The organism is Nocardioides panacisoli, assembly GCF_039537325.1.
Lineage (GTDB): Bacteria > Actinomycetota > Actinomycetes > Propionibacteriales > Nocardioidaceae > Nocardioides > Nocardioides panacisoli.
The window spans coordinates 535552-554403 of sequence record NZ_BAABAH010000001.1; the positions used below are offsets into that span (position 1 = coordinate 535552).

Here is an 18852-nt window from a genome sequence, read left to right on the forward strand (position 1 = left end):
TCACTGCCGGGTGATCGTGAACTCCTGGCAGCCGACGTTGCTCACCGTGCCGGTCAGCTCGTCGGGCTGGGCGTCGGTGACCTTCGCGTTGAGGCCGACCATCACGTAGCCCTGCGGCCGGTCGATCCACGCCAGCCTGCGCAGCCGCAGCTTGCCGTCCTCGAGGGTGCCCGTCATCTTGTAGCTGCCCTCGGGGACGTCGGGGTTCTCCGGGATCTTCCGGAAGTGGAAGATCGCGGTCAGCTGGCTGTCGCTCGTGGCGATCACGTCGAGGCTCAGCCCGGTGTCACCCTGCGCGCAGGTGTAGGTGCCCCGCCAGTGGCCGGCCAACGCCGACGCGGAGACCGGCGCAGCGGTCGGTGACGTGGCGGCCGAGGACGCCGCGGAGGACGCCGGGGTCGAGGGGGAGTCGTCGGCGGTCGCTTCGTCGTCGCCGTTCAGCAGCACCACCGCGAGGACCGCGCCCACGACCAGGACCAGGACGATCACCACGCCGGCGACGATCCACCCCCACGGCGTACGCCGCCCGCTCGGCGGCGGGCCCGGGCTCCACCCCGGCGGCGGCGCCGACGGCGGTGGTCCTGGCGGTGCTGGTGGTGGCGCGCTGCTCATCGGCCCTCCCGAGATCGTGGACGGCCAGACAGTACAGGTCGAGTGGGCCCCGACGCTCGGTCGAGTGGGCCCCGACGCTCGGTCGAGTGGGCCCCGACACTCGGCTCAGTGGCCGTGCGTCAGCGCGGTGCGCAGGTCCCGGTTCATCTGGCTGATCACGTCCATCGGGATCTCCTTCGGGCAGGCCGCGGAGCACTCGCCGATGTTGGTGCAGCCACCGAAGCCCTCGGCGTCGTGCTGGCTCACCATGTCGACGACCCGGCTCCACCGCTCGGGCTGACCCTGGGGCAGCTCACCGAGGTGGGTGATCTTCGCGCCGACGAACAGCGAGGCGGAGCCGTTCGGGCAGGCCGCGACGCAGGCGCCGCACCCGATGCAGGTCGCGACGTTGAACGCGCGCATCGCGTCGTCGCGGGGCACCGGCACCGAGTTGGCCTCCGGCGCCGAGCCGGTGTTCGCGGAGATGTAGCCGCCGGACTGGATGATCCGGTCGAGGGCCGACCGGTCCACGATCAGGTCCTTGATCACCGGGAACGCCGCCGAGCGCCACGGCTCGATGGTGATGGTGTCGCCGTCCTTGAACGAGCGCATGTGCAGCTGGCAGGTCGTGGTGACCTCCGGGCCGTGCGCGTCGCCGTTGATCATCAGCGAGCAGGTGCCGCAGATGCCCTCGCGGCAGTCGGAGTCGAACGCGACCGGCTCCTCGCCGGCCTCGTTCAGCTGCTCGTTGAGGACGTCGAGCATCTCCAGGAAGCTCATGTCCGAGGACACGCCCTCGACCTGGTAGGTGTGGATCCCGCCCTTGTCCTCCGGGCCGGTCTGACGCCAGATCTTCAGAGTCAGGTTCATGCCGGCGGTGCCATCCTGGCTCACTTGTAGGACCTCTGCTTCATCTCGATGGCCGTGTAGGTCAGCTCCTCCTTGTGGAGGATCGGGAGGGTGTCGGGCGTGCCGTACTCGCCCGCCCACTCCCATGCGGCGACGTAGGCGAACTCGTCGTCGTGGCGCAGCGCCTCGCCGTCCTCGGTCTGCGACTCGGCCCGGAAGTGGCCGCCGCAGGACTCGCGCCGGTTGAGCGCGTCGATGCACATCAGCTCGCCGAGCTCGAGGAAGTCGGCCACCCGGCCGGCCTTCTCCAGGCTCTGGTTGAGCGACGTCGAGCTGCCGAGCACCTTGACGTTGGTCCAGAAGTCCGCGCGCAGCTCGCGGATCATGTCGATGGCCTTGCGCAGGCCCTCGGCGGACCGCTCCATGCCGCAGTACTCCCACATGATGTTGCCGAGCTCGCGGTGGTAGCTGTCGACCGAGCGGGTGCCCTGGATCGAGAGCAGCTTCTCGACCCGGTCCTCCACCAACTGCTTCGCCTCGACGACCGCGGGGTGCGTCTCGTCGATCTTCTCGAACGGGCCGTCCGCGAGGTAGTCGCGGATGGTGTGCGGGAGGACGAAGTAGCCGTCGGCCAGGCCCTGCATCAGCGCCGAGGCGCCGAGCCGGTTGGCGCCGTGGTCGGAGAAGTTGGCCTCCCCGGTCACGAACAGGCCGGGGATGGTCGACTGCAGGTCGTAGTCGACCCACAGGCCGCCCATGACGTAGTGCACCGCCGGGTAGATGCGCATCGGGACCTGGTAGGGGTTCTCGCCGGTGATGCGCTCGTACATGTCGAAGAGGTTGTCGTACTTCTCGCGGATCGCGTCCTCGCCCAGACGCTCGATGGCCTCGGCGAAGTCGAGGTAGACGCCGCGGCGGAAGTCGCCGACCATCGGGCCGACGCCGCGGCCCTCGTCGCAGACGTACTTCGCGGCGCGGGACGCGATGTCGCGGGGGACCAGGTTGCCGAAGGACGGGTAGATCCGCTCCAGGTAGTAGTCGCGGTCCTCTTCGGGGATCTCCCGCGGGTCCTTGGTGCAGTCCTCCTTGTTCTTCGGCACCCAGATCCGGCCGTCGTTGCGGAGCGACTCGCTCATCAGCGTCAGCTTGGACTGGTGCTCGCCGGAGACCGGGATGCACGTCGGGTGGATCTGGGTGTAGCAGGGGTTGGCCATGTAGGCGCCCTTGCGATGCGCGCGCCACGCGGCGGTGACGTTGGAGCCCATCGCGTTCGTCGACAGGTAGAAGACGTTGCCGTAGCCGCCGGACGCCAGCACGACGACGTCGGCCAGGTGGGTCTCGATCTCGCCGGTCACCATGTTGCGCGCGATGATGCCTCGCGCCCGCGGGCCGTTGCCGTCGTCGACGATGACCAGCTCGAGCATCTCGTGCCGGGTGTACGCCGTGACGGTCCCGAGCTTCACCTGGCGCTCCATGGCCTGGTAGGCGCCGATCAGCAGCTGCTGACCCGTCTGGCCGCGGGCGTAGAAGGTGCGGGACACCTGCACACCGCCGAACGAGCGGTTGTCGAGCAGGCCGCCGTACTCGCGCGCGAACGGGACGCCCTGCGCGACGCACTGGTCGATGATGTTGGTGCTGACCTCGGCCAGGCGGTAGACGTTCGACTCGCGCGAGCGGTAGTCGCCGCCCTTGACGGTGTCGTAGAAGAGCCGGTGGACGGAGTCGCCGTCCTCCTTGTAATTCTTGGCCGCGTTGATGCCGCCCTGGGCCGCGATCGAGTGCGCCCGGCGCGGGGAGTCCTGGTAGCAGAAGGACTTCACGTTGTAGCCGGCCTCGCCGAGGGTGGCAGCCGCTGCGCCGCCGGCCAGGCCGGTGCCGACGATGATCACGTCGAGCTTGCGGCGGTTGGCCGGGTTGACCAGTCGCGCCTCGAACTTGCGGGTCTGCCAGCGGTCCGCGATCGGGCCGTCAGGGGCCTTGGTGTCCTCGATCGGCTCCCCGAGCGTGTAGTAGCCCGAGGCGTCGTCGTACTGCCCGGCGGACGGCTCGTCGTGCGCGCCGTGGTGGGTCAGGGTGGTGTCCGGCATGTCGGTCATGAGTCGATCCCTCTGGGTAGGCCGGTCAGTCGATGATGCCGACGAGGACGGCGATCGGGACGAGCGAGAACCCGCCGGCGATGACGATCGCCACTGCCAGCGCGAACGTCTGGGCCCGGGCGCGCGCCCGCGCCGAGCTGGTCCAGCCCATCGTCTGCAGGGCGCTCCAGGTCCCGTGGTGCAGGTGCGCTCCGAGGAAGGCCATCGAGACCAGGTAGATGATCGTGTTCCACCAGGTCTTGAAGTCGTCGACGAGGAGGTTGTAGGGGTCGTTCGTGGGGCCGCCGGCCGGGTTGACCTTGCCGATCGTGAAGTTGATCAGGTGCCAGACCAGGAAGCCGAAGATCCAGACTCCGGCGATCCGCATGATCCGGGCCGCGGGGATCGCCCCGGTGTCCTTCTTGACCACGTACTTGACCGGGCGCGCCTTCGCCGCCCGCCGCCAGAGCGCCACGCTGGTCACGACGTGGACCACGAGGGCCAGGATCAGCAGGCCGCGCAGCAGCCAGAGGAAGCCCTCGTGCGGGAGGAACGGCTCGCCGATGGTCCGGATGTGGGCGGCGTACTCGTTGAACGAGTCGTGCCCGGCGAACGCCTTGAGGTTGCCGTACATGTGGACGAGCACGAAGCCGATGAACAGCGCGCCGCTGGCGGCGATGAGGAACTTCAGCGCGATCGTGGTCCGGGATGCCCGAGCGTGCTCGACGAGCCTCGGTTGCTGGGAGAGAGGGACTGCCACGACCGGCCACGGTACAGCGCCCGGAACGAAGAACGGACCGCAGGGGTTTCCGGTGTGGTCCCTTTCACAATCGGGAATCTGTGGGCAGACTCTCTCCCGCTCCGTCTCCTAACCGCGTGAGGACATGCGATGACGACAGGCACCACCGGCGTCCACGGGCCCACCCGGGCCTCGATCGAGGAGAAGACGCTCCGGACCGATCGCTGGTGGCTGTCGCCGCTGACCACGTTCGTGGTCTTCGGGGCCTTCGTGGTCTACGCGACCTTCCGGGCGTTCCAGGGCAGCGACTACTACGCGCCGCCGTACCTCTCGCCGTTCTACTCGCCGTGCCTCGGCGACTGCGTGAAGGGGTCCTCGGACTTCGGCCAGCCCTTCGACTGGTGGCCGCTGTCCGCGGCGCTGATCGTCCTGATCTTCCCGCTCGGCTTCCGGATGACCTGCTACTACTACCGGAAGGCCTACTACCGGGCCTTCTGGCTCAGCCCGCCGGCGTGCGCGGTGGCCGAGCCGCACTCGGCCTATAGCGGTGAGACCCGGTTCCCGCTGATCCTGCAGAACGCCCACCGCTGGTTCTGGTACGTCGCCGTGCTGTTCGCGGTGCTGCTGACCTACGACGCGATCCTGGGCTTCCGCGACGAGAACGCCGAGTGGAACGGCATCCACATGGGGCTCGGCACCCTGCTGATGCTCGTCAACGCGGCGCTGATCTGGCTCTACACCCTCTCCTGCCACTCGTGCCGGCACATCGTCGGCGGCCGGCTCCGGCACTTCTCCAAGCACCCCGTCCGCTACCGGATGTGGACGCTCGTCTCGAAGCTGAACGGGAGCCACCCGCGGTACGCGTGGTACTCGCTGTTCTCGATCGCGATCGTCGACCTCTACATCTTCCTGATCGCCAACGGCACCATCGACGACCTGAGGTTCTTCTGACCCATGACTTCCACGAGCGAACGCCACCCCATGACCGGGAACGAGATGTCACCGGACGCGGCCGGGGGCATCGAGCGGCACGGCTACGACGTGATCGTGATCGGCGCCGGCGGCTCCGGCCTGCGCGCGGCGATCGCCGCGCACGAGTCCGGCGCCAAGGTCGCCGTGGTCTGCAAGTCGTTGCTCGGCAAGGCGCACACGGTGATGGCCGAGGGCGGCTGCGCGGCGGCGATGGGCAACCTCTACCCCGACGACAACTGGCAGGTCCACTTCCGCGACACCATGCGCGGCGGGAAGATGCTCAACAACTGGCGGATGGCGCAGCTGCACGCCCAGGAGGCCCCCGAGCGGGTGATGGAGCTCGAGGACTGGGGCGCGCTGTTCGACCGCACCGACGACGGGCTGATCAGCCAGCGCGACTTCGGCGGCCACCGCTACGCGCGGCTCGCCCACATCGGCGACCGCACCGGCCTGGAGATCATCCGCACGCTCCAGCAGCGGCTGGTGGCGCTCGGCATCGACGTGTTCATGGAGTGCACGGTCACCGACCTGTTCAAGTCCGGCGACCAGATCAGCGGCGCCTTCGCCTATTGGCGGGAGACGGGCCGGTTCGTGGTCTTCGAAGCACCCTCGGTGGTGCTCGCGACCGGCGGCATCGGCAAGTCGTTCAAGGTGACGTCGAACTCGTGGGAGTACACCGGCGACGGCCACGCCCTGGCCCTGCGCGCCGGCGCGACGCTCATCAACATGGAGTTCGTCCAGTTCCACCCGACCGGGATGGTGTGGCCGCCCTCGGTGAAGGGCCTGCTCGTCACCGAGTCGGTGCGCGGTGACGGCGGCATCCTCAGGAACTCCGAGGGCAAGCGGTTCATGTTCGACTACATCCCGGACTTCTTCAAGAAGGAGACGGCCGACACCGAGGAGGAGGCCGACCGGTGGTACGAGGACAAGAAGAACAACCGCCGGCCACCGGAGCTCCTGCCCCGTGACGAGGTCGCTCGAGCGATCAACTCCGAGATCAAGGCGGGCCGAGGCAGCCCGCACGGCGGGATCTTCCTCGACATCGCCTCGCGGCGGTCGCCCGAGTTCATCAAGCGCCGGCTCCCGTCGATGTACCACCAGTTCAAGGAGCTGGCCGACGTCGACATCACCGCCGAGCCGATGGAGATCGGGCCGACCTGCCACTACGTGATGGGTGGGGTCGAGGTCGACCCGGAGACGGAGGTCTCGGTCGTCGCCGGCCTGTACGCCGTCGGCGAGTGCTCGGGTGGCATGCACGGGTCCAACCGACTCGGCGGCAACTCGCTGTCCGACCTGATCGTCTTCGGCAAGCGCGCCGGCGACGCGGCCGCGGCCCACGCCGGCGGACTCGGGTCGTCGCGGCCGGGAGTGTCCGACGAGGAGGTCGCGGCGGCGCAGAGGTCGGCGCTGGCGCCGTTCGAGGTGCAGGGCGGGGAGAACCCGTACACGATCCAGCAGGACCTGCAGCAGACGATGAACGACCTGGTCGGCATCATCCGCGTCGCCGCGGAGCTGGAGTCGGCGCTCGGGGAGATCCAGAAGCTCAAGGAGCGGGCCGCGCACATGACCGTCGAGGGCCACCGGCAGTACAACCCGGGCTGGCACCTCTCGATCGACCTGCGGAACATGCTGCTGGTCAGCGAGTGCATCGCCAAGGCCGCGCTCGCGCGGCAGGAGTCCCGCGGCGGCCACACCCGCGACGACTTCCCGGGTCCCGACCCGGAGTGGGGCGGCAAGAACCTCGTGCTCCGCCTCGACTCCACCGGCACCGGTGTGGACCTGTCCGAGCAACCACTGCCCGTCATGCCCGACGAGCTCAAGAAGTTCTTCGAGGAGGAGTAGAGCGACGATGGGTTACGAGCTGAAGATGCGGGTCTGGCGCGGCGACCAGTCCGGAGGCGACCTGGGCGACTACACGGTCGAGGTGTCCGAGGGCGAGGTCGTGCTGGACGCGATCCACCGCCTCCAGGCCACGCAGGCCGGCGACCTCGCCGTACGTTGGAACTGCAAGGCGGGCAAGTGCGGCTCCTGCAGCGCCGAGGTCAACGGCCGGCCCCGGCTGATGTGCATGACCCGGCTCTCCGACTACGACCCGGCCGAGACGATCACGGTCACGCCGATGCGCTCCTTCCCGGTGATCCGCGACCTGGTCACGGACGTCTCGTTCAACTACGAGAAGGCCAAGCAGGTCCCGTCGTTCGCGCCGCCGCCGCGGGACGCGGACGGCAAGCGGCGGATGGCCCAGATCGACGTCGAGCGCGGCCAGGAGTTCCGGAAGTGCATCGAGTGCTTCCTGTGCCAGAACACCTGCCACGTCGTCCGTGACCATGACGAGAACAAGCCGGCGTTCGCCGGACCGCGCTTCTTCCTGCGCTACGCCGAGCTGGACATGCACCCGCTCGACACCCACGACCGGCGCGAGCTGGCTCAGGGCGCTGCGGGCATCGGCATGTGCAACATCACCAAGTGCTGCACGGAGGTCTGCCCCGAGGGCATCAAGATCACCGACAACGCGATCATCCCGATGAAGGAGCGCGTGGTCGACAAGAAGTACGACCCGCTGGTGTGGCTCGGCAACAAGATCGGGATCCGGAACAAGGACTACGACGGCCGGGACTGAGCCCTCACGCAACCAGGGGCGCAGGCGCCGGGTAGTGCGTCAGCAGCTCGTCGACGGCGTCGGCCCAGGTGCGCTCGGCGACGAGCTCGCGGCCGGCGGCGCCGAGGAGGCGGCGGTGCTTGTCCGTGGCGACCGCCGCGACCGCCCGGCGCAGGTCGTGCCTGTCCGCGGGGTCGAACAGCAGGCCGGACTCGAGGTGGCGCACCACGTCGGGGGCGCCGCCGGCGCGCGCCGCGACCACCGGCACACCGGACGCGGCGGCCTCGCGCAGCGCGTGGCAGTCCGTCTCGTGCTCCCCGGGGTGGACCAGGACGTCCAGGGTCGGTACGGCGATCGTCAGGTCGCCGGTCTCGAGCGGCCCGGTGAAGCGCGCGTCGGGAAGCCTCCTCTCCAGCCAGGCGCGCTCGGGGCCGTCGCCGATCACGACGAGGCGGATGTCCCGGAGGTCGGCGAGCTCGGCCAGCCGACGTACGCCGTGCCTCTTCTCGAGGCTGCCGACGTAGCCCACGACAACCCGCGGGCCGTGCTGGGACTTGGCCTTCGACCACGACTCGTGCAGCCACGGGTCGCGGAGCCGCGGGTGGAACGCGAGCGGGTCGACGCCGGGCGCCCACACCTCCGCCTCCACGCCGAGCTCCCGGGCGCGGGCGACCATCCAGCGCGAGGTCACCAGGAGGGTGGACGCGCGGGCGGCGACCTTGGCCTTCCAGTAGTCGGCGGCGAGATCGAGCACGGGGGACTGCTCGACGACCACGGTCGGGATGCCGGCGCGGACGGCGTGCTTGAGCGCCTTGCGGCCGACGAGCCGCGGTGACGCGGCGTGCACCACGTCGGGCGCGAAGTCGGCGATCGCCTCCCGGACCTGGCCGCTGGCCGGCTCGAGCGGGCGCACCCGCACCACGTCGCAGCCCCGGTAGCTCGCGAGGCCAGGACCCGGAGCAATGATCCGCACGGTGTGGCCGGCGTCGACGAGCCGGTCGGCCGTCGCCTTCAGCGTCCTGGTCGTGCTGTCGACGGCCGGGTAGAACGTCTCCGCCACCAGTGCGATCCTCATGCGGCCACGGTGGTCCAGCGACCTTTCGGGATCCCCATCTCCGGGTGGATGTCGGGTGAACCGCCGGTGCTCACACCGCCCGGCGCATCAGGCCGGTGATGCCGGCTGCGACCGTCCAGAGGCCGATCAGCCCGGCGACGGGGAAGAGCGCGTCGAACGTGTCGGTGAAAGCGATGGTGGCGTTCGCGAGGGCGAACGCCAGCCCGCCGACGAGGCCGATCGGCAGCAGGACACGGTTGCCGATGGTGCGGCTGAGCCCCCCGACCACGGCCAGCACCGCGATGCCGAGCGACCACGCCGGGTTGACGACGGTCTCGACGCCCATGAACGCCTTGACCAGCGGGGTGGTGCTTCCGTCCGAGATCGCCGAGGCCTGGGTCGCTGCGAACGTGTGCACGAGCTGGCCGAGGACCATGACCACGCCGATGACCCCGACCACGCGCGTCGTGCGGGCGGCCGGAGCCGGCAGAACCGGGTCCCTGGCGATGGCCAGCAGCCCGGCGGCGATCGAGCTGAACGCGAGGAGACCGATCGCGTGGGACGGGTACCACCACGAGTCGACGAGCATGGAGTGGAGCTGTTCGGTCTTGTCGCCTGCGTCGTCGCCCACCGGGTGCAGCGGGCCGTAGGCGAAGAACGCGACGCCGCCGAGGGTGAGGAGGACCGAGCCGAGCCGGTCCAGGCGCGGGGGAGCGGCCGTGGCCGCGCGGGTCTGGGTGGTGGTCATGAGGCAACGGTCGCCCTGCTCCGCTCCTGGCACATCCGGGCTGTCCCGGCGGCCGACGAGGGTCAACCCTCGTACGCGACGGCGCGCGCTGTGCCAGCATCCGAGCATGTCCCCGGTGGTCGTCGAGCCGGACCCGTTCGACGAGGTCCCGTCGGCGGCGCGCGAGGCCGCGGTCGCCGCCGTCGGCGTGCTCGTCCTGGGGCTGGTCGGCTACGGGGCGTCGCTCGGCTTCCAGGTGTCCAACGTGCACAACGGCCTGCTCGCGCTGACCTTCACCGCCGTGGGCCTCTACGTGCTCCGGATGCGCCCCGGCCACCTGGTGGGGTTCCTGTTCGTCGCGTCGGGCCTGCAGTCGGCGGCGATGTACTTCGGGCGCCAGTACGGCCTCGACCAGCGGGACCTCCCGGCCGCGTCCTGGCTGGCGTGGTTCTCGATCTGGCAGGTGCCGCTGGGCATGGCGCTGACCGGGACCACGATCATGCTCTTCCCGGACGGCCGGCTGCCGTCTCGTCGGTGGCGGCCGGTCGTCGTCGCGATGGTCGCGGTCGCCGCGCTGATCGCGCTGGCCTCGGCACTGTGGCCGATCGAGGACGACTGGCGCTCCTCGCGCCTCGACTTCCCGTTCGCCGTCCCCGGTCGCGGGCCCGCAGTCGACGTGGGCTATCCCGTGATGGCCGCCTGCTACCAGGTGTTCCTGCTCGTCTGGGTGGCCGCCGTCGTGGTCCGTGTCCGCCGGGCCACGGGTGACGAGACCCGCCAGATGCGGTGGTTCGTGTACGCCGTCGCGGTGGCCGCCGCGGTGCTGATCGGGGGCGTGGCGACCGTCGGTTCGCCGGTGCCCGGGCTGGTCGCGACGTCCCTCGTGCCGCTGGCGGCAGGCGTCGCGATCCTCAAGTACCGGCTCTACGACATCGACCCGGTCATCAACAAGACGCTGGTCGTCGGCGCGATGGCGCTGGTCATCACCATGGGGTACGTGTCCGTCGTGCTCGGTGTCGGCGCGATCGTCCCGGCCTCCGACAACGTGCTCGCCCTCGTGGCCACGGCCCTCGTCGCGGTGGCCTTCGAACCGGTCCGACGACGCGCCCAGCGGCTGGCCGACCGGCTGGCCTACGGCCACCGCGCCACCCCCTACGAGTCGCTCGCCCGGCTCTCCGCCCAGCTCCAGGAGGCACCCGAGGAGCTGCTCGAGGGGGTGGCCGCGACCGTGGCCGGCGCCGTCGGCGCGACCGAGGTGGTCGTCTGGGTCGGTGCCGAGCACGGGTTGGTCCCTGCCGCCGCGTGGCCGGACGCGCCACCGGCGGATGCCCGCACCCGAGCGCTCGGCGACCTCGCCGGCCCTCGCTGGCACGTGCGACCGGTGCTCCACGACGGCGACGTGCGCGGTGCGCTCACGTTCCGCAAGCCGGTCGGTGAGCCCCTCAGCCACGGCGAGCGCCGGCTGCTCGACGACCTGGTCGCGCAGACCGGGCTGGTGATCGACCACCGTGAGAAGGAGCAGGAGATGCGGGCGGCGGCCCGTCGGATCGTGACCGCCGGCGACGCGGCCCGTCGGCGGGTCGAGCGAGACCTCCACGACGGCGCCCAGCAGCGGCTCGTTGCGCTGAGCGTCGAGCTCGCGATGCTGGGCAAGCTCGCGGAGCGGTCCGACGCACGGGAGGTCGCCGAGCACGCGGCCGCGGCCCGCTCCCACCTCCTCGAGGCGACCGCCGAGCTGCGCGAGCTCGCCCGCGGACTGCACCCGCCCGCGCTCACCCGCGAAGGCCTGGCCGTCGCGGTCGAGGGCCTCGTCGACCGCTGCCCGGTGCCGGTCCGGCTCGAGGTCGACCTCCCGAGCCGACCGCCCGCGGAGGTCGAGGCGACGGCGTACTTCCTCGTCGCCGAGGGGCTGACCAACGTGGCGCGCTACGCCGGCGCGCGGTCCGCGGACGTCCGGATCACCCGGACCGACCGTGGTCTCGAGGTCCGGGTGTCCGACGACGGGGCCGGCGGCGCGGACGCCGGGCGGGGGACCGGGCTCCAGGGCCTCGCCGACCGTCTCGCAGCGCTCGGTGCACGCCTCGAGGTCGACAGCCCGCCCGGCGGCGGTACCAAGATCGGCGCGGTCCTGCCGTGCGCGTGATGCTCGCCGACGACGCGGTGCTGTTCCGGGAGGGCATGGCGCGGATCCTGGACGACGCCGGCTTCGAGGTCGCCGCCCAGGCTGCGACGGGTCCCGAGCTGCTCGCGGCCGTGCGCGCCGAGCCGCCGGACGTGGCCGTCGTGGACCTTCGGATGCCGCCCGGCTTCGACGACGAGGGGATCGAGGTAGCAACGGAGATCCGCGCGTTAGCGCCCGAGGTGGGTGTGCTGATCCTGTCCCAGTACGTCGAGGCGCACCACGCGCTGCGCCTGATGACCGACTTCGACCGCGGCGTCGGCTACCTGCTCAAGGAGCGGGTCTCCGACCTGGGCGTCTTCGCGGTCGACGTACGCCGGGTCGCCGGCGGGGAGGTCGTGATCGACCCTGAGCTGGTCGCCCGCCTGGTCGCCCGCCCGCGCCGCGACGACCCGGTCGACCGGTTGACCGACCGCGAACGGCGGGTCCTCGAGCTGATGGCCCAGGGCCTGTCCAACCAGGCGCTCGCCGAGGAGCTGCACCTGAGCCCGAAGACGGTCGAGGGCCACGTACGCAACATCTTCACCAAGCTGGACCTGCACCCCGACGACCGGGAGAACCGGCGCGTGCTCGCTGTACTCCGGTTCCTTCGGCAGGCGTGACGAGCTCAGGCGGGCTCGTAGTAGAGGTCGAGCTCGAGCTTGATCGGCGAGGTGTGGCGTCGCTCGACGTAACGGAGGTTGTCAGGTGCGACCCGGACCAGGGGCGGAGCCTGGGAGAGGTAGGTGTGCCCGGTCGGTGTCGTGGTGGCGACCGTGTGCGAGTGGGCGTCGAAGACCTCGGCGCTCCAGCCGGGTGCCTGTTTGGCGTGGTTGCAGGACTCGCAGAGACCCTGGCCGTTCTCGGCCGAGGTGGCCCCGTCTTCGTGGTGTGGTCGCACATGGTCGGTGTGCTTGATCCGGCTGTTGCACCACGGGTTCCGGCAGTACTGGTCGCGCAGCGTGATCATCTTGGCGAGCAGGGCTGGGAAGAGCCGCTGGCGGGAGTCCATCGACACCAGCTCACCGCTGCTGGGGGCGGTGTAGAGGCGGCGGATCCAGGTCCTGAGGCCCGCGTCGACGTTGCCGGCGACGATCGCGCGGGCGAGGTCGGCGGGGATCGGGCCGTTCTCGTCGAGGTAGGCAGTGTCGTCGGACCCGTCGAGGAGCGCGTTGTCGGTCATCACGAGGTCGATCGTCACCGGGACGCCGCTGCCCGGTGCGCGGCCGGTCACCCGCTCGACGAGGACATCGGCCATCGCCTGGCTGATCGAGGTCATCTCGCCGGCACTGACCTTCTGCTGCGCAGCCGCACGGAGCGAGGCGAGAGCCGCAACTCCGTCCTTCACCGGGAGCAGCCCGGTCAGGTAGGTCATCGTGTCCGGCGCCGGCCGGAGCGTGACCCGGCGGTTGTTCTCGGCCTTGGCGCGAGCCTCGGCGGCTGCCTTGGCGTCGAGCTCGGCTGCGAGTGCGCGGGCCCTGCCGAGCAGCTGCCGGTCGCCGGTGCGCTCCAGCTCGTCGGCGTCGGCGCAGAGTCGCTGGTCGACCTCCTGCCGGTGCTCGAGGGTCAGGCACGCGGTCTCCTTGAGCAGCTGCGTCACCCGCCACTCCGTCACCCGACCCTCGGCGAACGCTGCCGCGAGGTGCGGCATCTCGGGCAGCACCTTGGCCAGCCCGAGCAGCCGCATCCCGCGGTTGGGGGAGACGCGGCGGGCGAACGCGACCTGATGGGCGACCCCGCGACCCTGGCGGTCGGCGGGCACGCCCTGGTCGGCCGCTCGGCGGCGCTGCGAGGCGTCGAAGGCGCTGGCGATGCGTGCCTGCCGCGCCTCGGCCGCGCACTTGAGCTGCTCGAGCAGGCGGATCTCGTCGATCCGGGCGGTGTCATCGGCCGGAACGCCGTCGTGGACCAGGCGCTCGCGGACCTCGTCGAGGTCGAGCGGCTGACCTTCCACGACATCTCCCGAGAATCGAACTGTTCTTCGATTGTACTCCGAACGCCTGTTCGACACCACCACCAGTCCGGACGATTTTCCGCCGGGTCGGTGCGACCATCACGGCGTGGACCTCGTCGCCCTGATGCCTGCCTTCGTGCTCGCGGTGCTGCTGATCTCGGCGTCGCCAGGGCCGGCGATGGCGCTGATCCTCCAGCGTGCGGCGGTCACCGGCTGGCGCGGAGCCGTGCCGACGGTGCTCGGTCTCGAGCTGGGCCTCTATGTCTGGGCGCTGGCCGCCGCGGCCGGCTTCGCGGCGCTCGTCGCGGTCTCCGAGGTCGCCTTCGTCGTCTTGAAGGTGGTCGGCGCCGCCGTGCTCGTCCTCCTCGGCGTCCGGGCGTGGCACTCGGCCTGGCGCGGCGGTCACGCAGCCGGGAACGACGCGGTCGCGCTGCGCAGCGCCCGGGCCCGGTTCGGCGAGGGCATGCTGGTCCAGCTGGCCAACCCGAAGGCGGCGATCTTCGTGGTCGCGTTCTACCCCCAGTTCGTCCCGGCCGGACGACCGCTGTTCGCGACGACCGCCGGCCTCGCGCTGGTCCAGGTGACCCTGGAGACCGGGTTCTACCTGTCCCTGGCCTACGGCGTCGGCCGCGCCGGTGCCTTCTTCCGACGCTCCCGCGTGCGCCGTCGACTCGACGCCGTCGCCGGCACCGTGCTGGTCGCGCTCGGCGTACGGGTGGCGCTCACCCAGCGCTGACCCGTCACGCCTCGCCGAGGTTCGGCGCGAGGGTGTCGCCGCGGCGCAGCAGGCCCGCGAGGTCGTGGATCTTCAACCCGCTGGCCTGCCAGTCGCCGGCCTCGACCTCGTAGACCGGCTTGAAGCCACGGCGGACCTCGACGTGCCAGTGCCGGCCGAACATCATCCGGGCGAGCACGGCGAACGGGAAGACGAGCAGGACCAGCAGCAGCTCGAGGCTCGCAAGCAACGCGAGCAGCAGGAACGGCAGCAGGATGATCAGGAAGATGATCCCGACGATCGCGCTGATCGGGTCGTCGCCGAGGCTGCCGACGGGAAGGTCGGGCGCCAGGTCCAGCGAGCTCTTGAGCCGGCGGCGCCAGGGGACCCAGCGCCGCGTGACGCGCCAGGTCTGCCCGGCGGGATCGGTCACCTTCATGGCCGGACAACATACGAGCTGCCGGCCACGGCCGCGAGCGCGCCGACCAGCTCGTCGACGTGCCTCTCGCCGAACACGAGCGGCGGCCGGATCTTCAGCGTGGCGCGCGAGCGTCCCGTGCGGCCGATCAGCACCCCCTGCTTCCGCATGCCTTCGACGACCAGCCGGGCAAGCGCGGGATCGGGCTCCCCGGTCGTGGGGTCCACGACGTCCACGGCCAGCGACAGCCCCCACCCCCGCACCGCGGCGAGCTGGTCGCGGTCGGACGCGACCTCGCGCAGGCCGGCCAGCAGGCGGGCGCCCACGGTGCGCGCGTTCTCGACCAGGCCCTCCTCCTCGATCGTCCGCAGTACGGCGATCGCCGCGGCACAGGCCGCCGTGCTCCCGCCGAAGGTGCTGAAGTAGTCGGTGCCCTCGACGAAGGGGTCCACCAGGTCCGCGGGGCCGACCACCGCGGCGACGGGGTAGCCGTTGCCCATCGGCTTGCCGAGCGTGACCAGGTCGGCGGGAACGTCGCCGGCGACGAAGCTCCACAGGTGGTCGCCCGTGCGGCCGTGGCCGGCCTGGACCTCGTCGGCGACATAGACGCCGCCTGCGTCGTGGACCGCCGCGGCGGCGGCACGTGTCCACTCGTGAGCCGGGCCGCGCACCCCGTCGCTGGTGAACACGCCGTCGACGAGCATCGCCGCCACGGCCGGCCCCGACGACGCCAGAGCGCGGGCGGCGTCGGCCACGGCGACCGGGTCCGCGGGAGGAGGCGGCACCAGCCGGATGTGTGCCGGGGGATCGGCTGAGCGCCAGCTCTCGGGCGAGAACGCCCACGTCGCGTCGGTGACCCCGTGGTAGGCCCACTCGGTGGCGATGCCGCCTCGGGCGCCGGTGGCGTGGCACGCGATCCGCCACGCCAGGTCGTTGGCCTCGCTCCCGGAGTTGACCAGCAGCACCCGGTCGAAGCGGTCGGGCAGCGTGCCGAGCAAGCGCTCCGCCAGCTCGACCGGGGCGTCCTGCAGGTAGCGGCTGTTGGTGTTGAGCGTCCTCAGCTGGTCGCTGACGGCTGCCGCCACGGCGGGGTGCGAGTGCCCGAGCACCGGGACGTTGTTGTAGGCGTCGAGGTAGCGCGCTCCGTCGGCGGCGCGGAGCACGACGCCCGCACCGCTGCGGAGGTGGAGCGGCTCCTCATAGCTGAGCTCCTGCTCGCCGAAGGTCCTCCGCCGGGCCTCGACCAGGGCTTCCGTGGAACGGCGGGGACGGGCCCCGGAGGCCCGCTGCGCCGCGAGGCCGTCGAGGCCCGCCGCCAGCATCGCCTCGAGCTGGGCGTTCGCCTTCTCGTCGACCGGCGGCGCCCACCCGTGCTCGCGGGTGCGCCACGCCGTGATGAGGACGCTGGCGGCGTACCTCGCCGCGACCAGGTCCATCACGAGTGCGCGCTCCTCCTCCTCCAGCGGCGTCACGTCCTCATAACCGGCGACGACCTCCGGCACCATCTCGATGCCGCCCGCGAGCTCGCCGACCAGGTCGGCCGCGGCCACGGCGAGGTCGCAGACCAGCGCGGTGTGCGTCGTGTCGCCGAAGTCGGTGATGCCGGTGACCGCCAGGTCCGCGCCGACCAGCACGTTGGTCGGCGCGAGGTCGTTGTGGACGAATTGCGCGCGCAGCCGCGGGAGAACCGGGGCCACCCGCTCGTCGAAGTGGTCGAGGACCACTTCGATCGCCGACCGCTGCGCAGCCGGGACCGCGGACAACCACGGCCGGAGCCTCGGCAGCTGTTTGATGTCCCAGAGCATCGGCTGCCCGGCGCCGGGGTGACCGAACCCGCGCAGCGCCCGGCCGAGCCGGGCGCTGGTCCGGCCCCACTCCCGGAGGTGGGTGGTGCGCATCTCCGCGGGATCCGGGTGCCGGCCCTCCAGCCAGGTCTGCACCCAAGCCAGCGACCGGCGTCCGTCCTGCCCGGTCAGCTGCACCCAGGGTCGCCCGTCACGGGTCGGCACGGCGGCCGGGACTGGGAGGTCCGGCGCGACCGACCGCAGGTGGCGCAGCACCGAGACCTGCAGGTCCACCACCGCCTCCGTGTCGGCCGGGTTGTGCACCTTCAGCAGGTGTCGCCGGGACCCCGACTCCACGCGGAAGTTCCGGTCCCGCTCGCCGTGCAGGGGGACGAGGTCCCCGTCCAGCCCCCAGTGCCTCTCCACCGACGTGCGCAGGCCCTCGAGGTCGAGGTCGGGGTTCGGCTCGGACAGCGGGTCCTGCGGCGTCAAGCTCACCCGGGCATTCTGGCCCGACGTCATACGATCGCGGCATGTCCGACGGAGAACGGCTCGCGAAGCTGGCAGAGGAGTACTGGGACCGGGCGATGCAGGCGGCGCCGAGCACGGCGACGATCCTGGGCGACCACCGGTTCGACGACCAGCTGGAGCGCCTCGACCCACAGAGCCTCGAGGACGTCCGCGCCGGCCTGGTCGCGACGGCGGACGAGGCCGAGCGCCTCGAGCTCGACGACCCCGCCGACCGGCTGACCCGCGAGCTCCTGGTGCACGAGGCGCGCACGGGGGTCGCCCACCTCGACATCGAGATCGAGACCGGAGCGATCGACCCGTTCCTCGGCCTGCACGGCGAGCTGCTCTCGTGCGCCTCGCAGACCGGTGCCGCGACCGCGGAGCAGGCCGAGCAGCTGCTGGCTCGCTATGCCCAGGTGCCGCGTCTCTTCGACGAGGTGGCGGCGCTCAACCGGGACCGCCTGGCCCGCGGGCTGACGCCGGCCGCGATCTGCGTGCAGCGGGTGATGGGCCAGATCGAGGGCTACCTCGCGGGGCCGGTCGACGAGGACCCGTTCGTCGGGATCTCGGTGCCCGACGGGACCGCCGCCGACTGGCGGGACCGGATGGCCACCCTCGTCTCGGAGGTCGTGCGTCCGGCGTACGCCGACCACCTCGAGTTCATCCGCGACGTGGTCCTGCCCGCGGCTCGTGACGACGAGCACGCGGGTCTCGCGCACCTCCCCGGCGGCGACCGGATCTACAAGACGCTCGCCGACCTGCACACCAGCCTGGACGTCGATCCCGAGGAAATCCACGAGATCGGCGTCGCGAACGCGGAGCGCGAGCTGCCGGCCGAGTGGGCCACGATCGGGCAGTCCGCGCTCGGCCTGTCCGAGCTCGACGAGATCTTCCACCGGCTGCGGACGGATCCGGAGCTCCGCTACGGCAGCGCCGAGGAGATGGTGTCGCACGCCGAGGAGATCGTCGCCCGCTCGTGGGAGGCGATCGACGGCTGGTTCAACGCCCGCCCCGAGGCGCCCTGCCAGGTGCAGGCTGTGCCCGCGGCGCTCGCGCCGGCGATGCCGCCGGCGTACTACTACCCGGCGGCCGAGGACGGGTCCCGTCCCGGCACCTACTTCATCAACACCCACGAGGCGACCGAGCGGGGCCGCTACAGCTACGAGGCGATCGCCTTCCACGAGGCGATCCCCGGCCACCACTTCGACCGCACCCTCGCGCAGGAGCTGACCGACGTGCCGACCTTCCGGCGCTACGGGATCAGCACCGCCCACGCGGAGGGCTGGGGCCTCTACACCGAGCGGCTCGGCGACGAGATGGGCCTCTACTCCTCCGACCTCGACCGGCTCGGCATGCTGTCGGCCGACGCCTGGCGGGCCGGGCGGCTGGTCGTGGACACCGGCCTGCACGCCAAGGGCTGGACCCGCCAGCAGGCGATCGACTGGTTCGTGAAGTGGACGCCGGTTCCCGAGATCGTCGTCGAGCAGGAGATCGACCGCTACATCGGCATGGCCGGGCAGGCGCTGTCCTACAAGGTCGGGCAGCGGCACATCATGGGCCTGCGTGCCGAGGCGGAGGCAGCGCTCGGCGACCGGTTCGACATCGCGGCGTTCCACGACGCGGTCCTGGTGCGCGGCGGGATGCCGCTGGCGGTGCTGACCGGCTCCGTGCGCGACCAGCTCGGCCTGTCCTGACGCCGAGTCGGCT

16 protein-coding genes are annotated in these 18852 nt (G+C 71.4%); 7 read left to right on the forward strand and 9 right to left on the reverse strand.

What is annotated here, in order from left to right:
- From ABD709_RS02760 to ABD709_RS02775, 4 genes are all read right to left on the reverse strand, one after another.
- Entirely contained in the window at window positions 1–612 is a 612-nt protein-coding gene (locus ABD709_RS02760; RefSeq protein ID WP_344772260.1) for a hypothetical protein, read from the reverse strand.
- 105 nt (window positions 613–717) lie between these two features.
- Complete coding sequence (locus ABD709_RS02765; protein WP_344772261.1) at window positions 718–1461, reverse strand: succinate dehydrogenase/fumarate reductase iron-sulfur subunit; 744 nt, start codon at window positions 1459–1461, stop codon at window positions 718–720.
- A gap of 20 nt (window positions 1462–1481) precedes the next feature.
- Window positions 1482–3527 carry a fumarate reductase/succinate dehydrogenase flavoprotein subunit gene (locus ABD709_RS02770; protein WP_344772310.1) on the reverse strand — a complete coding sequence of 682 codons (2046 nt, stop codon included), beginning with the start codon at window positions 3525–3527 and terminating at the stop codon, window positions 1482–1484.
- A 34-nt stretch (window positions 3528–3561) separates the two neighbouring features.
- Window positions 3562–4275 (reverse strand): succinate dehydrogenase cytochrome b subunit, encoded by a 714-nt coding sequence (locus ABD709_RS02775; protein ID WP_344772262.1) that lies wholly within the window; start codon window positions 4273–4275, stop codon window positions 3562–3564.
- Between the two features lie 129 nt (window positions 4276–4404).
- Here ABD709_RS02775 and ABD709_RS02780 point away from each other — a divergent pair, with 129 nt between their 5' ends.
- From ABD709_RS02780 to ABD709_RS02790, 3 genes are read left to right on the forward strand one after another with little or no spacing between them, the layout of a single operon-like run.
- Window positions 4405–5205, forward strand: coding sequence for a hypothetical protein (locus tag ABD709_RS02780; protein ID WP_344772263.1), 801 nt, complete (start codon window positions 4405–4407; stop codon window positions 5203–5205).
- A 30-nt stretch (window positions 5206–5235) separates the two neighbouring features.
- Window positions 5236–7068: a fumarate reductase/succinate dehydrogenase flavoprotein subunit gene (locus tag ABD709_RS02785; RefSeq protein WP_344772264.1), complete on the forward strand. Its 1833-nt coding sequence runs from the start codon at window positions 5236–5238 to the stop codon at window positions 7066–7068.
- A gap of 7 nt (window positions 7069–7075) precedes the next feature.
- The gene (locus ABD709_RS02790) at window positions 7076–7846 is read left to right on the forward strand and encodes a succinate dehydrogenase/fumarate reductase iron-sulfur subunit (protein WP_344772265.1); all 771 of its coding nucleotides are present in this window, start codon (window positions 7076–7078) and stop codon (window positions 7844–7846) included.
- A gap of 4 nt (window positions 7847–7850) precedes the next feature.
- Here ABD709_RS02790 and ABD709_RS02795 read toward each other — a convergent pair whose 3' ends face one another.
- Both ABD709_RS02795 and ABD709_RS02800 read right to left on the reverse strand, forming a co-directional pair.
- Complete coding sequence (locus ABD709_RS02795; RefSeq protein WP_344772266.1) at window positions 7851–8900, reverse strand: glycosyltransferase; 1050 nt, start codon at window positions 8898–8900, stop codon at window positions 7851–7853.
- A gap of 70 nt (window positions 8901–8970) precedes the next feature.
- Window positions 8971–9627, reverse strand: a complete 657-nt coding sequence (locus ABD709_RS02800; protein WP_344772267.1) for a hypothetical protein — start codon at window positions 9625–9627, stop codon at window positions 8971–8973.
- Window positions 9628–9733: 106 nt separating this feature from the next.
- Between ABD709_RS02800 and ABD709_RS02805 the strand changes: the two genes are divergently transcribed.
- Both ABD709_RS02805 and ABD709_RS02810 read left to right on the forward strand, forming a co-directional pair.
- Window positions 9734–11749, forward strand: coding sequence for an ATP-binding protein (locus ABD709_RS02805; RefSeq protein WP_344772268.1), 2016 nt, complete (start codon window positions 9734–9736; stop codon window positions 11747–11749).
- The gene (locus ABD709_RS02810) at window positions 11749–12387 is read left to right on the forward strand and encodes a response regulator transcription factor (protein ID WP_425575012.1); all 639 of its coding nucleotides are present in this window, start codon (window positions 11749–11751) and stop codon (window positions 12385–12387) included. Before ABD709_RS02805 ends, ABD709_RS02810 begins: the two co-directional genes overlap by 1 nt.
- A 5-nt stretch (window positions 12388–12392) precedes the next feature.
- On the opposite strand, the gene ABD709_RS02815 is transcribed toward ABD709_RS02810, so the two are convergent.
- On the reverse strand, window positions 12393–13718 hold the full coding sequence (locus ABD709_RS02815; RefSeq protein WP_344772270.1) for an HNH endonuclease: 1326 nt from the start codon (window positions 13716–13718) through the stop codon (window positions 12393–12395).
- Between the two features lie 106 nt (window positions 13719–13824).
- Here ABD709_RS02815 and ABD709_RS02820 point away from each other — a divergent pair, with 106 nt between their 5' ends.
- Window positions 13825–14454, forward strand: a complete 630-nt coding sequence (locus ABD709_RS02820) for a LysE family translocator (RefSeq protein WP_344772271.1) — start codon at window positions 13825–13827, stop codon at window positions 14452–14454.
- A gap of 4 nt (window positions 14455–14458) precedes the next feature.
- Here ABD709_RS02820 and ABD709_RS02825 read toward each other — a convergent pair whose 3' ends face one another.
- Both ABD709_RS02825 and ABD709_RS02830 read right to left on the reverse strand, forming a co-directional pair.
- Window positions 14459–14872: a hypothetical protein gene (locus ABD709_RS02825; protein WP_344772272.1), complete on the reverse strand. Its 414-nt coding sequence runs from the start codon at window positions 14870–14872 to the stop codon at window positions 14459–14461.
- Window positions 14869–17133 (reverse strand): aminotransferase class III-fold pyridoxal phosphate-dependent enzyme, encoded by a 2265-nt coding sequence (locus tag ABD709_RS02830; RefSeq protein ID WP_344772273.1) that lies wholly within the window; start codon window positions 17131–17133, stop codon window positions 14869–14871. Before ABD709_RS02830 ends, ABD709_RS02825 begins: the two co-directional genes overlap by 4 nt.
- Before the next feature lie 35 nt (window positions 17134–17168).
- Here ABD709_RS02830 and ABD709_RS02835 point away from each other — a divergent pair, with 35 nt between their 5' ends.
- On the forward strand, window positions 17169–18839 hold the full coding sequence (locus tag ABD709_RS02835; RefSeq protein ID WP_344772274.1) for a DUF885 domain-containing protein: 1671 nt from the start codon (window positions 17169–17171) through the stop codon (window positions 18837–18839).
- Window positions 18840–18852: the final 13 nt, after the last annotated feature.

What these genes read in the sequence shown, in the direction of transcription:
- ABD709_RS02760 (WP_344772260.1), bottom strand. Translation starts at nt 612, where the DNA reads ATGAGCAGCGCGCCACCACCAGCACCGCCAGGACCACCGCCGTCGGCG.
- ABD709_RS02795 (WP_344772266.1), bottom strand. Translation starts at nt 8,900, where the DNA reads ATGAGGATCGCACTGGTGGCGGAGACGTTCTACCCGGCCGTCGACAGC.
- ABD709_RS02810 (WP_425575012.1), top strand. Translation starts at nt 11,749, where the DNA reads ATGCTCGCCGACGACGCGGTGCTGTTCCGGGAGGGCATGGCGCGGATC.
- ABD709_RS02835 (WP_344772274.1), top strand. Translation starts at nt 17,169, where the DNA reads ATGTCCGACGGAGAACGGCTCGCGAAGCTGGCAGAGGAGTACTGGGAC.
- ABD709_RS02780 (WP_344772263.1), top strand. Translation starts at nt 4,405, where the DNA reads ATGACGACAGGCACCACCGGCGTCCACGGGCCCACCCGGGCCTCGATC.
- ABD709_RS02785 (WP_344772264.1), top strand. Translation starts at nt 5,236, where the DNA reads ATGACCGGGAACGAGATGTCACCGGACGCGGCCGGGGGCATCGAGCGG.
- ABD709_RS02790 (WP_344772265.1), top strand. Translation starts at nt 7,076, where the DNA reads ATGGGTTACGAGCTGAAGATGCGGGTCTGGCGCGGCGACCAGTCCGGA.
- ABD709_RS02805 (WP_344772268.1), top strand. Translation starts at nt 9,734, where the DNA reads ATGTCCCCGGTGGTCGTCGAGCCGGACCCGTTCGACGAGGTCCCGTCG.
- ABD709_RS02800 (WP_344772267.1), bottom strand. Translation starts at nt 9,627, where the DNA reads ATGACCACCACCCAGACCCGCGCGGCCACGGCCGCTCCCCCGCGCCTG.
- ABD709_RS02765 (WP_344772261.1), bottom strand. Translation starts at nt 1,461, where the DNA reads ATGAACCTGACTCTGAAGATCTGGCGTCAGACCGGCCCGGAGGACAAG.
- ABD709_RS02825 (WP_344772272.1), bottom strand. Translation starts at nt 14,872, where the DNA reads ATGAAGGTGACCGATCCCGCCGGGCAGACCTGGCGCGTCACGCGGCGC.
- ABD709_RS02770 (WP_344772310.1), bottom strand. Translation starts at nt 3,527, where the DNA reads ATGCCGGACACCACCCTGACCCACCACGGCGCGCACGACGAGCCGTCC.